The 14252-nt window shown below is 61.1% G+C and carries 13 protein-coding genes, 1 tRNA gene and 1 pseudogene; 6 read left to right on the top strand and 9 right to left on the bottom strand.

Annotated features, from left to right (window positions below; translation table 11 throughout):
• Nucleotides 1–4: 4 nt before the first annotated feature.
• From JWU58_RS25810 to JWU58_RS27380, 9 genes and pseudogenes are all read right to left on the bottom strand, one after another.
• A complete protein-coding gene (locus tag JWU58_RS25810) occupies nucleotides 5–619 on the bottom strand; it encodes a glutathione S-transferase family protein (protein ID WP_130900474.1) in 615 nt (204 codons plus the stop codon).
• On the bottom strand, nucleotides 616–2397 hold the full coding sequence (locus JWU58_RS25805; protein WP_206421221.1) for an FAD/NAD(P)-binding protein: 1782 nt from the start codon (nucleotides 2395–2397) through the stop codon (nucleotides 616–618). The genes JWU58_RS25810 and JWU58_RS25805 overlap by 4 nt, the downstream gene beginning before the upstream one ends.
• Entirely contained in the window at nucleotides 2391–3422 is a 1032-nt protein-coding gene (sbnB, locus tag JWU58_RS27465; RefSeq protein ID WP_338139255.1) for a 2,3-diaminopropionate biosynthesis protein SbnB, read from the bottom strand. Before sbnB ends, JWU58_RS25805 begins: the two co-directional genes overlap by 7 nt.
• A 5-nt stretch (nucleotides 3423–3427) precedes the next feature.
• Nucleotides 3428–4402, bottom strand: a complete 975-nt coding sequence (gene sbnA, locus JWU58_RS27460) for a 2,3-diaminopropionate biosynthesis protein SbnA (protein ID WP_338139254.1) — start codon at nucleotides 4400–4402, stop codon at nucleotides 3428–3430.
• A 403-nt stretch (nucleotides 4403–4805) separates the two neighbouring features.
• Nucleotides 4806–4881 (bottom strand) — tRNA-Phe (locus JWU58_RS25795).
• 91 nt (nucleotides 4882–4972) lie between these two features.
• Nucleotides 4973–5245 (bottom strand): oxidative damage protection protein, encoded by a 273-nt coding sequence (locus JWU58_RS25790; protein ID WP_016772129.1) that lies wholly within the window; start codon nucleotides 5243–5245, stop codon nucleotides 4973–4975.
• Nucleotides 5242–6309: an A/G-specific adenine glycosylase gene (gene mutY / locus JWU58_RS25785; RefSeq protein WP_024011219.1), complete on the bottom strand. Its 1068-nt coding sequence runs from the start codon at nucleotides 6307–6309 to the stop codon at nucleotides 5242–5244. Before mutY ends, JWU58_RS25790 begins: the two co-directional genes overlap by 4 nt.
• A complete protein-coding gene (locus JWU58_RS25780) occupies nucleotides 6306–8522 on the bottom strand; it encodes an AsmA family protein (RefSeq protein WP_123444047.1) in 2217 nt (738 codons plus the stop codon). The genes mutY and JWU58_RS25780 overlap by 4 nt, the downstream gene beginning before the upstream one ends.
• A 78-nt stretch (nucleotides 8523–8600) precedes the next feature.
• Nucleotides 8601–8818 (bottom strand): annotated as a pseudogene (locus JWU58_RS27380) (acetyl-CoA sensor PanZ family protein); the annotation flags it as partial.
• A 228-nt stretch (nucleotides 8819–9046) separates the two neighbouring features.
• Here JWU58_RS27380 and JWU58_RS25775 point away from each other — a divergent pair.
• The 6 genes from JWU58_RS25775 (at nucleotide 9047) to hisF (ending at nucleotide 14196) form a co-directional block, all read left to right on the top strand.
• Nucleotides 9047–10711, top strand: coding sequence for an OFA family MFS transporter (locus JWU58_RS25775; RefSeq protein ID WP_016772126.1), 1665 nt, complete (start codon nucleotides 9047–9049; stop codon nucleotides 10709–10711).
• Between the two features lie 270 nt (nucleotides 10712–10981).
• The gene (hisB, locus tag JWU58_RS25770) at nucleotides 10982–11575 is read left to right on the top strand and encodes an imidazoleglycerol-phosphate dehydratase HisB (protein WP_016772125.1); all 594 of its coding nucleotides are present in this window, start codon (nucleotides 10982–10984) and stop codon (nucleotides 11573–11575) included.
• On the top strand, nucleotides 11575–12213 hold the full coding sequence (gene hisH / locus JWU58_RS25765; protein ID WP_016772124.1) for an imidazole glycerol phosphate synthase subunit HisH: 639 nt from the start codon (nucleotides 11575–11577) through the stop codon (nucleotides 12211–12213). Before hisB ends, hisH begins: the two co-directional genes overlap by 1 nt.
• Nucleotides 12214–12474, top strand: coding sequence for a DUF2164 domain-containing protein (locus JWU58_RS25760; RefSeq protein WP_206421220.1), 261 nt, complete (start codon nucleotides 12214–12216; stop codon nucleotides 12472–12474).
• 103 nt (nucleotides 12475–12577) lie between these two features.
• The gene (gene hisA / locus JWU58_RS25755; RefSeq protein WP_039756586.1) at nucleotides 12578–13318 is read left to right on the top strand and encodes a 1-(5-phosphoribosyl)-5-[(5-phosphoribosylamino)methylideneamino]imidazole-4-carboxamide isomerase; all 741 of its coding nucleotides are present in this window, start codon (nucleotides 12578–12580) and stop codon (nucleotides 13316–13318) included.
• Nucleotides 13319–13425: 107 nt separating this feature from the next.
• Nucleotides 13426–14196 carry an imidazole glycerol phosphate synthase subunit HisF gene (hisF, locus tag JWU58_RS25750; protein WP_016772122.1) on the top strand — a complete coding sequence of 257 codons (771 nt, stop codon included), beginning with the start codon at nucleotides 13426–13428 and terminating at the stop codon, nucleotides 14194–14196.
• The last annotated feature ends 56 nt before the right edge of the window (nucleotides 14197–14252 follow it).

The raw sequence follows: 14252 nt of genomic DNA, 5'->3' as shown, positions 1-14252 counted from the left end.
TGGCTTAATCGTGCGTCTGTCCGCTGTACTCGGTCGCCCGCATGGACGCGCGCTGGCAGAACGTCTGATACCACTCGCTCAGGCGTGCTTGCGCCGAGAAGTCCGAGAGTTGACGGAAAGCGATCCAGTCCAGCGCGGTCGCCAAGGCGATGTGGCCGACGGTGATCGGACCATTGAGGTCGACGTGCTCTTCGATGAAGCGATACGCCTCCTTGAGTTTGTACGCCTGACCCTCGGCGTACGCTGGATAGCGCAAAGCCTCGGGGCGCCGCTCGACTTCCCAGCGCAGCTTGATGCCGACGTCGCACATGCCCTGCGCCAATGCCTGCAGGCGCAGCGCCTTGTAGCGCTCGGGGCCGCTGGCCGGGATGAATTTACGGCCGTTGCTCAGGTCATCGAGGTATTCGCAAATCACGATTGAATCAAACAGTGCGCTGTCGTCCGGCAGCATCAGCACCGGCACTTTGCCCAGCGGATTGGCCTGGTAGATGGTCGCGTTTGGCGAAGTCGGACTGGTTTCGTGATGAATCACCTCCAGGCTCGACGCGATGCCGAGTTCGTGAGCCAGCACCAGTACCTTGCGGGCGTACGGCGAATGCGTCTGATAGTAGAGTTTCATGCGCGAGTTCCTGTCTCAAGGATGGCGGTGGCGACTCGATGGGCGTCCATGAACAGCCGCGAAGGTGCGCCCGCCGAGGTGACGTAGTGGTTGTAATAACAAGAGCCTTCGGCGAGCGGTCCCAGCACCCAGATGTCATGCACCGCTTCGCCGCTGTTCGACCTCGGGTTGCACGCCGCGTCGACATCGATGCCGTCGATGCCCGGCACATCGGTGCGCGGACGCACAAGGCCCAGGCGCGCGAGATCACGCACCGGCGCGCAGTCGCTGTGGGTGACGCCGCTGCTCTGGACGTAACCGGCGACGCGCTTGAAGTGTTCGATAGCCGGGCGTGAGCCCGGCTTGAGGAAGGTCAGCAAACCGGCATCACACAGCGCGAGCAGATCGGCGTGGCGCTCCTTCTGCGGGCCGGCGACCAGACGATTGATCGCTTTGTGCCAACGGCCATAGAACTGCCGATGCGAATCTTCGGTGAGCCCGTCGAAATCCACCGCCTCACGCAGCCGGTCACGCAAGTCGCGCCAGACTTCAATGGCGGCTTTGATCGGCGACGTGCCTCGCCCCAGGCGTGCTTCATGCAAGTCGGCTTCGAGGGTGTCGTAAATCCATGCGTGATAGTTGTAAGGCGTCACGCTGTCGGGCAGTGCGTGGCAGATCAGCTCCAGCGGATTGATTGCCCCGGCAATCGCTTCGAACTTGCGCAGCAAAGCTTCGCAGGCGACAACACCTGCTGGGCCGGCAACGCTGACGGTTCTGAGCTGCTCAAGCAGCTGTTGTGGCGCTGAGGGTTTATGCAGGACGGCGACCGCAGCGGCACGCATCTCCAGCAGCATCAGCGGCAGAATGTCCCGTTCGAAATCCAGCCGGCGGTTGTGCGCGTTGACCCGCAACGACTCGATGCGCTCGCTGGTCAGCAGCACGGCGCTATGGCGGGGGCAGCCGATCAAGCCATTGGGACGCGTGCGAAACGGCAGCCCGTCCCGCGACTGGATGAAGATCACCGGCTCCTGACCCGAAGGCTGGTAAGTGTGACTGCCATCAGCCATGGGTTTGTAGATCCCCCCTCTGCCAGCCGTCAGCGCCGCCAGGGTGTCCATGGCGCCCAGGCCCAGCCCTTCGATCAACACCGTTTCGCCGGGCTCGACGGTGGTAAGGCTGCCCGGCAGCGGGTAAACGTTGTCGACCCGGTTCTGCCCCGCTAGGCCCAGGCGTCCGGTGTGGCCGACGGTCAGAACCAGGCGATCCACCGTCACCGCAGCGCCTTGGGCGGTTAGCAGAAGGTATTGCTGATTCTCGCGGCGCTCGACCGCCGTGACCTGATGCCGATGCAGATTGACCGTGACCCAGGCGGGGGCGGTCGCGAGGATCCGCGTGAAGGCGTCGGCCAGATAAGCGCCGAGCAGGTGCCGTGGCAGAAAATCCTCCGGCTCGACGTCGCGACCGTCTGCGGCGAGCAGGCCGCTGTCGGGGTCAACCTTGACGCGCTGCGCTCGGCACCACGCGAGAAAGTCCGGCCCTGGCCGTTCCCGGGCGTCGGTCAGATCACCGAACGCTGCTGCGTCGGGAAATACCCCGAGCTGACCGGCGACGGTGTTGAGCAACAGGTAGTCCGGTTGATCGGGCCAGTGCGCGCCGCTGCCGAGCACGTTGGGCTCGAAGATGTCGATGAACACCGGTTGTTCCGGGCGTTCCTCGGCGCGGCTCAACAGGCGCTCGAATACCGACAATCCGCGCGAACCGCAGCCGATCAGGCCGATGTGCACAGGCGCCTTCACCATCTGCGCTCCTCGCCAAAAAATGACGGGATGGCAATTGCCGTACCGGCCGCCACCGCAATGTCGTGGATCATCCGGCCAATCGCGAGATCGAGAATGCCCATGCCGAATGGCGAATAGATCAGCGGTTTGTCCTGGGCGACATGCAGGTCACTGCGAATCAGCTGCGCCACTGTGCCGGTGACAAAGTCGCGATGGCCATATTGCTGCTCGGCCAGATGCGGTGAGGTATTGGCCTTCAGGCAATGGGTGATGTCGTCGAAGTAGTTGTAACTTTCCTCGATGATTTCGGCGCCGATATCCCGCAGCGAGATGTTCAGAACAATCTGCCCCGGGCGGAACGTGCCCTGGCCTTTTACGTACGGCTCGCCCGCGCTGGTGGCGAACACCACGATGTCGGCAGTCAGCGCTTCTTCGAGCGACAGCAGGCGTACATCCGGTAGGCCCAGTTGTCCGCCAAATTCCGCGAGGGCTTGCGCCGATTCCGCGTTGAGATCGTGAATGCCCACGCTGTCGAAGGACCAGTCGTCGGCGACGAAAGTCTCGAGGATATTTCTTGAGATTACCCCGCCACCAATGATCGACAGTGTCGCCGCGTGGCGATTCTGGCCATTCAGCCACCAGGCACCCAATACCGCCGACGCCGCCGTGCGCACGGCGCTGATCAGTGCACCTTCGAGCAGGGCGTAGGGATAACCGGTCTGCGGGTCGTTGAGAATCAGCACGGCAGATGCGCGCGGAATGCCTGACTTGATGTTGTCGGGATAACTGGCAATCCACTTGATCCCGGAGACGGATTGATCGCCCTCGCTGTCGACGATGGCCGCCGGCAGCGCAATGATCCGGTTCGCCGGTTGCGCAGGGAAACGCAGGAAATAACTGTCGGGGTTAACGGTTTCGCCACGCTCGTGGGTCAGGTAGGTCTGCGCCACCATGTCGATGGTTGCATGCCGCAGCCCGTTGAGGATGTCTTTGACGACAGCGCCGGGGATCACGTGGAACGGCTGGATCGGATTCTGTGTGGTCATGAGGATTACGCCGAGAGTGCCAGAGCGATTTCAGGGAAAAGGGGCTGCAGTGCGGTTGCGCCGATCCGCTGGGTGACCCAGTCGTCGGAATAGATGGTTTCGAGATAGCGCTCACCCATGTCGGGGGAGATCGCCACCACGACATCGTCGGGCCGGATATGCGGCGCCCACTGGCGGATGCCGGCGAGCACAGTCCCGGTGGAGCCGCCGAAGAGCAGGCCGTAGCGTTGCGCCAGCCAACGGCAGACCTTGATCGTCTTTTCCTCGGGAATCGACAGGAAGTCGTGAATGCCCGACGACTCGAATATCTCCGGCAGGCGGCTGGTGCCGAGCCCCGGAATATGGCGCGTGCCGCCCGGCAGGCCGAACGTCACCGAGCCGACGGTATCGACGGCAATGACTTTGGTCTGTGGATGATGTTCGGCGAAGTAGTTCTTGCAGCCCATCAGCGTGCCAGTGGTGCCAGCGCCGACGAACAGGTAATCCACCTGGGGAAACTTGCGCGCGATGGACCTGGCAGTCGCTTGATAGTGGGCGAGGGGGTTGGTCGGATTCTTGTACTGGTTGAGCCAGATGTAGTCGGCGTTGTCAGCGACCAGTTGCTCGATCAGACGAATCCGCGAATTCAGATATCCGCCGTTCTCGTCGCGTTGATCGACCATGAGCATTTGCGCGCCCAGGGCTTGAATCAGCTTGCGGTTCGGCGCGGAAATATTCGGGTCGATTACGCAAACGAACTGGTAACCCTTGGCGGCGCAGACCATGGCCAGCGCAACGCCCAGATTCCCCGACGAGGATTCGATAAGGCGGGTCTTGTGGTTGATCAGTCCGCGGACTTCAAGATCAGTGATCAGCGCGTGCGCGGTCTTCAGCTTGATGGAGCCGGCGGGATTCAGTCCTTCGATTTTCAGCTGGATCGTTGCGCTGCAAAGATCGCCGATCTGCACATAACTGTCTTCATTGATAAGTTGCTTGATCATACGTCGTCCGTTTCGCTCTTTTGCCGGGCGCACGGGGGCGCCAGCATTCATCCTGGAATGTTTGAAAAGCACTAACTGCAGTTCGCCTGTGGGTTGGGTTCAGATTTTTTTGCTGGACAGGAAGTGACCTTGCGGGCGACGCCGATCGATTCAAAAAATCAGGGTTTGCGCTCTGAGGGCTACAGGAGTCCAGAGTGTTGCGGGGCGCAAAGTAGAGCCAGTCATTGGCTCGCCAAGGCTTGCGCAAAGTATTGGCGAAACGCCATCTGCGCGGAGAGATACAGATTTCTGGTTTTTTCCAGTACAGCTGGAATCCAGGTGTATCGAAGGGGGAAGTGAGGTGGGAGATCAAATCGCAGGCATAAAAAAACCCTGAATCTTGCGATTCAGGGTTTTCGGTATTTGGTGCCCAGAGACGGAATCGAACCGCCGACACGGGGATTTTCAATCCCCTGCTCTACCGACTGAGCTATCTGGGCAACGGGGCGCATTAAAAGGGTTTTTCGGATTTACGTCAACGACTTTTTGAAAATTTCTTAAATTAATTCCGTCGCTTACGAAATATACCGGTTATTCGGCTGGCGGCACGTAGCCTTCGGCCTTGGCGTATTCCTCGCCGGAGAAGTACTTGTCCATTTCGCCCTGCAGGTATTTGCGATCTTCGGCGTTCATCATGTTCAGGCGCTTTTCGTTGATCAGCAGGGTCTGGTGTTTCTGCCAGTCGGCCCAGGCCTTGGCCGAGACGTGGTCGAAAATGTCCTGGCCCTTGGCACCCGGGAATGGGGCGCGTTCCAGCGCGGGCAGTTCTTCTTTGTACTTGCGGCACATTACGGTGCGGGTCATGGCGATTCTCCTGCATTCAAGACGGCGGCCGCGCGCTCAAGCAAGGTCTTGACCGGGGCAGCAAGGCCCAGGCGCGGCGGGGTGGCGAGGTTATACCAGAGCCAGTCGGCCTCGGCCACGTGATGGCTGGCTTCCTGCACGTGAACCAGCCACGGTTCGATGGACAACTGGAAATGGCTGAAGGTGTGAACCAGGCTCGGCAGCGCCTGCTGCTGGCCCATGGTCAGCGAGTGCTGATCGGCCAGATGTTGCAGATCTTCCAGATCATCCAGCTCCGGCAGGCTCCACAAACCGCCCCACAGTCCCGTCGACGGGCGGCGATAAAGCAGAATCGCACCTTCGCCGTTGGCCAGCATTGGCATCAGCGTGCGTTTCTGCGGGATGGCCTTGCGCGGCTTGGGAATCGGATAACGGGTTTCCAGGCCAAGCATGTGCGCTTCACAGCCACGCTTGAGCGGGCACAGCAGACAGCTCGGCTTGCTGCGCGTGCAGAGTGTCGCGCCAAGATCCATCATCGCCTGGGTGTAGGCGTTGACCCGATCGTGCGGGGTGAAGCGCTCGGCGTTGGCCCAGAGTTGTTTGGCCACCTTCGGTTCGCCGGGGTAGCCCTCTTGCGCAGTGAAGCGCGCCAGCACGCGTTTGACGTTGCCATCGAGGATTGGCGCGCGCAGGCCCATGCTGATGCTGGCGATCGCCCCGGCGGTGGACAGGCCGATGCCCGGCAGCTCGGTGAGTTTTTCCACGTCGCGCGGGAATTCGCCAGCGTACTGGCTGACGACGATCTTCGCGGTCTTCTGCAGATTGCGTGCGCGAGTGTAGTAACCCAACCCGGTCCACAGGTGCAGCACCTCGTCTTCCGGGGCTGCGGCCAGCGCTTCGACTGTTGGCAGCGCCGCCATGAAGCGTTCGAAGTAATTGAGCACCGTGCTGACCTGAGTCTGCTGCAACATGATCTCGGACACCCAGACCCGATATGGATTGATGTCCTGCTGCCACGGCAAATCGTGGCGGCCATGGCGGTCGAACCACTCCAGCACCGCCGTGGAAAATTGCTCTGCTGTCATCGCTTGAACAGCCCCTTCAACGCGTCTTTCAATTCCGGGCTGACTTTATCGCCCAGTTTTTCGTCGATTTTCTCGCTGAGCTTGTTGCCAGCCATCTTGCTGGCCACCTGACCGAGACGGTCATTGTCGACGCGGCAGGCCTTGGCGCCCAGTTCCAGCGGGCCACGGCAGCGCAGTGGCCACTCAATGCCGACGAATTTCTCGCCGACCTGACAGGCCGGGTCGGGCATGGCGCTGGTGTCGCCCTCGACGATGATGCCGACGCGGTAGTCCATGCCGAGCACGCGCAGGTCGATGTCGCCGTCACCGTTGACGGTCATGCCGGGGATGCGCACTTTCAGGTCGGGGTTGCTGGCGACGCCGTTGCGCACGGTCAGGTTGCCCTTGAGCTCTTCGAACGGCGTGTCCTTGCCCCGTGGCTCGCCGCTGAGGGATTTGCGATTGAGGGTGGCGATGCCTTTGCACAATTGCTGTTCAAGGTTGGCGTTGAGCAGCACGCCGTTGTTGATGACGAAACTGGCGTTGCCGTTGAGCGTGTCGATCAGCGCCTGCTGGCTGTTGCCGCTGCCGGTGAGGCTGCTGGTCAGCGTTACCAGACCTTTGACCGGCGGATTCTTGCCTTGGCTTTCGATGATTTTTTCCGCCGGCACGCGGTTGAGCCGGGTCTGCAGGTTGAGCACCGGCGCGCTTGGGCGCACGTCGAGTGTGCCGTTGGCGACGAAGCCGCCGTTGTACAGATCACCGCTCAGGTTAGTCAGCGTCAGCAGGCCGCCCTGGCCGGTGGCTTTGAGCGCGGCGTTCTGGATCGGCAGTTTGTCGAGGGTCAGTTGGCCGAAAGTCAGATCGGCATCGACGTCGAGTTTGGCCAGGCGTTCGACCGGCAGCAGGCGCTCGGTGCTCCAGGCGGTTTTGCTCGGTTTGTCCGGCAGCGGCGTGGTACCCGCGACGGCGCCGGCCTCGGTGCTGGCGACTTCGGCCTGACGGGTTTGCGTGGCGTTGTTAGCCTGAGCCGATTTCGGTGGCAGGTAGCGGTCGACGTTGAACGTGTCGGCCTTGAGAATCGCGCGCAGCGACTGTTTGGCGAAGTCCTCGATGGCGATGCGGCCGCTGAAGCTGCTGTCATCGAGTTTCAGGTTGATGTTGTCGAACGACAGACTGGTCGGAGTGGCAGCAACGCGGCTGACCAGTTCGACCTTGCTCAGGCTGCCTTCGCCCATCGCCGGCAGTGTCTGGCCGATGCTGTCGACGAATTTCGCCAGATCGAACTGGGCAATGGAAATGCCGCCGCTGATCTGTGGCGTCTTGTCGAGGTCGTTGGCTTTCAGCTCACCCAGGGCACGCAACTGGTTGGCGGAAATCTTGATGCCGGTCCATTCGGCGACGTTCGCTGCCTTGTCCAGCAGCAACTGACCTTGAGCGGAGAAGGTCATGGTCTTGCCTTGCAGCGGATCGCCAGCGAGCTCGCCGGTCAGCTTCAGGTCTTCAAACTTGTAGCGTTGCAGGGCGCGCTCGAAGCGCAGCTCGCCGTTGAGCTCGGTGCGCACGCGCAGTACCGGTTGGTTGGTGCCAAGGAACGCGGTGGCTTTCACCGGGATATTGGTCGAATCGTGTACCGGGCCGGTGCTCAACTGAATGCTTTCGGCACTGAACTGCTTGCCGGTCAGCTCATCGGTGTATTCAACGCGGGCGTTGTTGACGGTCAGGCTGTCGATGTCGAGGCGGATCGGTTGCGCCGGTTTTTCCACGGCGACGGTCGGCTCGCTGGCGGTCGCGCCCGCTGTGGCGGGTGGCGTCGAGCCCGGCGCCACAGGCACCTTGCCGATGTCTTCCCAATTGCCGTGGCCGTTTTTGTCGCGGTTCAGGCGCAGGTTGAGGCCTTCGACGCGCACGTCACTCATCTGTACTTCGCGGCGCAACAGCGGCAGCACGCGCACGGACAGGCCGAGCATCTGCAAGTCGGCAAACGGTTCGGCAGGTTTGGCCAGGGTGGCGACGCTGGCTTCGTGCAATTCCAGGCCGAGCCACGGGAACAGGCTCCAGCCGATATCGCCATTGAGCGTCAGCTCGATGTGGGCCTTGTCGCGGGCAATCTGGCGGATCTCGTCTTTATAGTCGTTGGGATCGAAGAGGTGGGTCAGGGCAAAGCCTGCCGCCACAATGATCAGCAACAGCCCGAGAAGTACCAGACCCAGGATTTTGCCGAACGCTTTCATGGGCGAGTCCTTGTAGTTACTCGAATTGGTCATATGGCCGGGGAGTATAGCGCTGCCGGCACCCGGTTCGGTGTGGCGTCATCTGCCGAGGGTCGGCGGCGGCACCTGCAACTTCGCCACCGGGCCTGCGCTTGAGGATGCCCGGCGGGCGCCAGAGGGTGCAATTCGTCCCCCGCTTGCGACGCCATTTTTTGCGCTTGGTTCATCAGTCGTTCAGTCACGCCCAGGCGACGGGTAACTTTTCACACGCATAAATGGGACAAGTAGCAAACGGCGTGGTGCCTTTGCAGACGCGGGGTTGGCGGCTTCCCGAGTCGTACGAGAACAGATGACTTGAAAAAAGGTGATATCAGTTTGGTTTTTCTGTCACCTGAGAATGGTAACCTTCGCCAGTTCGTCCGCCCGTCTGCGACTTAACGTCGCGCCTTCAAGGAGCTTCACCTAAAAAAACGGTCATGCCTGCGTGCATAAGGCCGAGGGTGAGCAGTGGCTGGCGAACCATACTAACAATTGGGGGATACACAATGAGCACGAGCATCACGGCGGACGGCCTCAAAGCCGACCAGCCTGCGTTCCTGTCCAAGGAACGCATCATCGCCAAGCCCGGTTTCAACCGCTGGCTGGTTCCACCGGCCGCTTTGGCCATTCACCTGTGCATCGGCATGGCCTACGGCTTCTCGGTGTTCTGGTTGCCGCTGTCCAAGGCACTCGGCGTTACCGCGCCGGTGGCTTGCGCGCCGGACATGAGCTTCATCGCACAGGTATTTTCGTCGAACTGCGACTGGCCGATCTCCATGCTCGGCTGGATCTACACGCTGTTCTTCATCTTCCTCGGCTGCTCGGCAGCGATCTGGGGTGGCTGGCTGGAACACGCCGGTCCACGCAAGGCTGGCGTTGTATCGGCCTTGTGCTGGTGTGGCGGTCTGCTGATTTCCGCGCTGGGTATCTATACCCACCAGATCTGGCTGATGTGGATCGGCTCGGGCGTGATCGGCGGTATCGGTCTGGGCCTGGGCTATATCTCGCCGGTGTCGACCCTGATCAAGTGGTTCCCGGACAAGCGCGGTATGGCGACCGGCATGGCGATCATGGGCTTCGGTGGCGGCGCGATGGTCGGCGCACCATTGGCGACTGCACTGATGAGCCACTTCGCTTCGCCGGAAGGCGTGGGCGTATGGCAGAGCTTCGTGGCCATGGCGGCCATTTACTTCGTGTTCATGATCGGTGGCGCACTGTCCTACCGCGTGCCGCCAACCGGCTGGAAACCTGAAGGCTGGACCGCTCCGGCGAAGAAAGCTTCCAACGCGATGATCACCAACCGTCACGTTCACGTGAATGTAGCGTGGAAAACTCCGCAATTCCGTCTGGTCTGGCTGGTGCTGTGCCTGAACGTGTCGGCGGGTATCGGTATCCTCGGCATGGCTTCGCCACTGTTGCAGGAAGTGTTCGGCGGCAAACTGCTGGGCGTTGATGTGCCGTTCGGTCAACTCGACGCTGGCCAACTGGCCTCGATCGCGGCGATCGCAGCTGGCTTCACTGGTCTGCTGAGCCTGTTCAACATCGGTGGCCGCTTCTTCTGGGCTTCGTTCTCGGACTACCTGGGCCGCAAGAACACTTACTTCGTGTTCTTCGCGCTGGGTTTTGCCCTGTACGCGCTGATTCCGAACATGGGCCATCTGGGCAACGTTGCGCTGTTCGTGGCGGCGTTCTGCATCATCCTGTCGATGTACGGCGGTGGTTTTGCCACCGTTCCGGCGTATCTGGCCGACCTGTTCGGTACGCAGATGGTCGGTGCGATCCACGGTCGTCTGCTGACTGCCTGGGCCGCTGCCGGCGTGCTCGGTCCGGTGCTGGTCAACTACCTGCGTGAATATCAGTTGAGCATCGGCGTGGAACGCGCTGCCGCTTACGACATCACCCTGTACATCCTCGCCGGCCTGCTGGTGCTGGGCTTCTTGTGCAACCTGATGGTGCGCCCGGTGGCCGACAAGTACTTCATGACCGACGCCGAACTGGCCGCCGAACAGGCGCTGGGCCACGACAAGGGTGCCGATGCCAGCACCGTTCTGGAGTGGAAAGCGGCGCCGGGCACCAAGCCTCTGGCGATCGCGGCATGGCTGGTGGTGGGTATTCCGTTGGCGTGGGGTGTGTGGGTGACCCTGCAGAAGACGGCGGTACTGTTTCACTAAGGTCATTTACCTTTGATCGTTCCCACGCTCTGCGTGGGAATGCCTCCCGTGACGCTCTGCGTCACATTTGAAGCGGACGCGGAGCGTCCGGGGCTGCACTCCCACGCAGAGCGTGGGAGCGATCATCATCCCTTCTCGCTTGTATGGACATGTCTACCCGCGACAGCCGGGCGTTCTATCCGTCAGGCATCTCACCTCTCGTGTTTCTGTTTGCCTCCTGCGTGCCTATAATGGCTGCCTTTTTCGCCCAATGATTTTGCGGAGCTGGTGATGGCCGAACGTAAGGCGTCTGTCGAGCGCGACACTCTGGAAACCCAGATCAAAGCCTCGATCAACCTTGATGGCACCGGAAAGGCCCGATTCGATATCGGTGTACCTTTTCTTGAGCACATGCTGGATCAGATCGCCCGTCACGGGTTGATCGACCTGGATATCGAATGCAAGGGCGATCTGCATATCGACGACCACCATACGGTGGAAGACGTCGGTATCACCCTCGGCCAGGCGTTTGCCAAAGCCATCGGCGACAAAAAAGGCATCCGTCGCTACGGCCATGCCTACGTGCCGCTCGATGAAGCGCTGTCGCGCGTGGTGATCGATTTCTCCGGTCGCCCGGGCCTGCAGATGCACGTGCCGTACACCCGCGCTACCGTCGGCGGTTTCGACGTTGACCTGTTCCAGGAGTTTTTCCAGGGCTTCGTCAACCACGCGCTGGTCAGCGTGCACATCGACAACCTGCGCGGCACCAACACCCACCACCAGATCGAAACCGTGTTCAAGGCTTTCGGCCGCGCGCTGCGCATGGCCGTCGAGCTGGACGAGCGCATGGCCGGGCAAATGCCGTCGACCAAAGGCGTTCTGTAATGCAGACGGTTGCAGTTATCGACTACGGCATGGGCAATCTGCACTCGGTGGCCAAGGCTCTTGAGCACGTCGGCGCTGGCAAGGTGCTGATTACCAGCGATGCGAACGTGATTCGCGAAGCCGACCGCGTGGTATTCCCGGGCGTTGGCGCGATTCGCGATTGCATGGCGGAGATCCGTCGCCTCGGCTTCGATTCGCTGGTCCGTGAGGTCAGCCAGGATCGGCCGTTCCTCGGAATCTGTGTCGGCATGCAAGCCCTGCTCGATACCAGCGAAGAGAACGCCGGCGTCGACTGCATCGGCCTGTTTCCGGGCGCGGTGAAATTCTTCGGCAAGGATCTGCACGAAGACGGCGAGCACCTGAAGGTCCCGCACATGGGCTGGAACGAGGTGAAGCAGAACATCAGTCACCCGTTGTGGCATGACATCCCGGATCTGGCGCGTTTCTACTTCGTGCACAGCTACTACATCGCCGCCGCCAATGCGCGGCAGGTGGTAGGCAGCGGTCATTACGGTGTCGATTTCGCCGCAGCGCTGGCCGACGGTTCGCGTTTCGCCGTGCAGTTCCACCCGGAGAAAAGCCATACCCACGGCCTGCAACTGCTGCAGAACTTCGCTGCGTGGGACGGTCGCTGGTAAATGGCTGTCAAGAAATCCAAACCGCCGATTCTGACCCTCACTCCCGAGCAGGAGAGCGAGGCCAATCGCAAGATTCAGCGGTTCATGGAAGATCGTTTCGAATTGGACCTGGGGTCGTTCGAGGCGGCGGAAATTCTTGAGCTGTTTACCCGCGAGATTGCTCCGCACTATTACAACAGGGCGATTTTCGATGTGCAGGCCCACCTCAAGGAACGGTTTGAAAGCATCGAAAGCGACCTGTGGGCGCTCGAAAAAAATTAAGAGCAGCGGCAAGCGTCAAGCTGCAAGCTGCAAGATATAGACGCGCGTGCGCGCTCGCAGCTTATGGCTTGCAGCTTGCCGCTCTTTTGACGAAGGAAAAAGCATGCTGATTATTCCCGCTATCGATCTCAAAGACGGTGCCTGCGTACGTCTGCGCCAGGGCCGCATGGAAGATTCCACGGTGTTCTCCGATGACCCGGTGAGCATGGCTGCCAAGTGGGTGGAGGGCGGTTGCCGCCGTCTGCATCTGGTCGACCTGAATGGCGCGTTCGAAGGCCAGCCGGTCAACGGGGAAGTGGTCACCGCGATCGCCAAGCGTTACCCGACCCTGCCGATCCAGATTGGCGGCGGTATCCGTTCGCTGGAAACCATCGAGCATTACGTCAAGGCTGGCGTGAGCTACGTGATCATCGGCACCAAAGCCGTGAAAGATCCGGCGTTCGTCGCTGAAGCCTGCCGCGCCTTCCCGGGCAAGATCATCGTGGGTCTGGACGCCAAGGACGGCTTCGTCGCCACCGACGGCTGGGCTGAGATCAGCACTGTGCAGGTCATTGACCTGGCCAAGCAGTTTGAAGCCGACGGCGTGTCCTCTATCGTTTATACCGACATCGCCAAAGACGGCATGATGCAGGGCTGCAACGTACCGTTCACCGCTGCGCTGGCCGCTGCCACCAGGATTCCGGTGATCGCTTCCGGCGGCATCCATAACCTGGGTGACATCAAGTCGCTGCTCGACGCCAAGGCACCGGGCATCATCGGCGCGATCACGGGCCGCGCGATCTATGAGGGCACTTTGGATGTTGCAGAGGCTCAAGCTTTTTGTGATGGCTACGCGGCCAGATAAAAGCAGCTTCAAGTTGCAAGCTGCGAGCTGCAAGTTAGAAGCGCGACCGCAATCCGCCCTTTCTTGCAGCTTGAAGCTTGAAGCTTCTTAATCGGAGATTAAGTCTTATGGCATTGGCCAAACGCATCATCCCTTGCCTGGACGTGGACAACGGCCGGGTCGTCAAAGGTGTGAAGTTCGAGAACATCCGCGACGCCGGTGACCCGGTGGAAATCGCCCGTCGCTACGACGAGCAGGGCGCCGACGAGATTACCTTTCTCGACATCACCGCCAGCGTCGATGGTCGTGACACTACGCTGCATACCGTCGAGCGCATGGCCAGCCAGGTGTTCATTCCGCTGACCGTCGGCGGTGGCGTGCGTACCGTGCAGGACATCCGCAACCTGCTCAATGCTGGCGCGGACAAGGTGTCGATCAACACTGCTGCCGTGTTCAACCCGGAATTCGTAGGCGAAGCCGCGCAGCATTTCGGCTCGCAGTGCATCGTCGTCGCCATCGACGCCAAGAAAGTCTCCGGCCCCGGCGAAACCCCGCGCTGGGAAATCTTCACCCACGGCGGGCGCAAGCCGACCGGCCTCGACGCGGTCGAGTGGGCGAAGAAAATGGAAGGCCTCGGTGCTGGCGAAATCCTCCTGACCAGCATGGATCAGGACGGCATGAAAAACGGCTTCGACCTCGGCGTGACCCGCGCCATCAGCGACGCGCTGGGCATTCCGGTGATCGCTTCCGGTGGCGTCGGCAATTTGCAGCATCTGGCCGACGGCATTCTCGAAGGCCATGCCAGTGCGGTGCTGGCGGCAAGTATTTTCCACTTCGGCGAATACACCGTGCAGGAAGCCAAGGCCTACATGTCGCATCGCGGCATCGTCATGCGCTAAAGCGTACAGGCCAGTGGACAGCATGGCGCGCCCAAGGCACTCTTGGGCACGCCATG

Source organism: Pseudomonas atacamensis (genome assembly GCF_017167965.1).
In the GTDB taxonomy this organism is placed as follows: Bacteria; Pseudomonadota; Gammaproteobacteria; order Pseudomonadales; family Pseudomonadaceae; genus Aquipseudomonas; species Aquipseudomonas atacamensis.
This window is presented reverse-complemented; position numbering and strand designations above follow the sequence as displayed.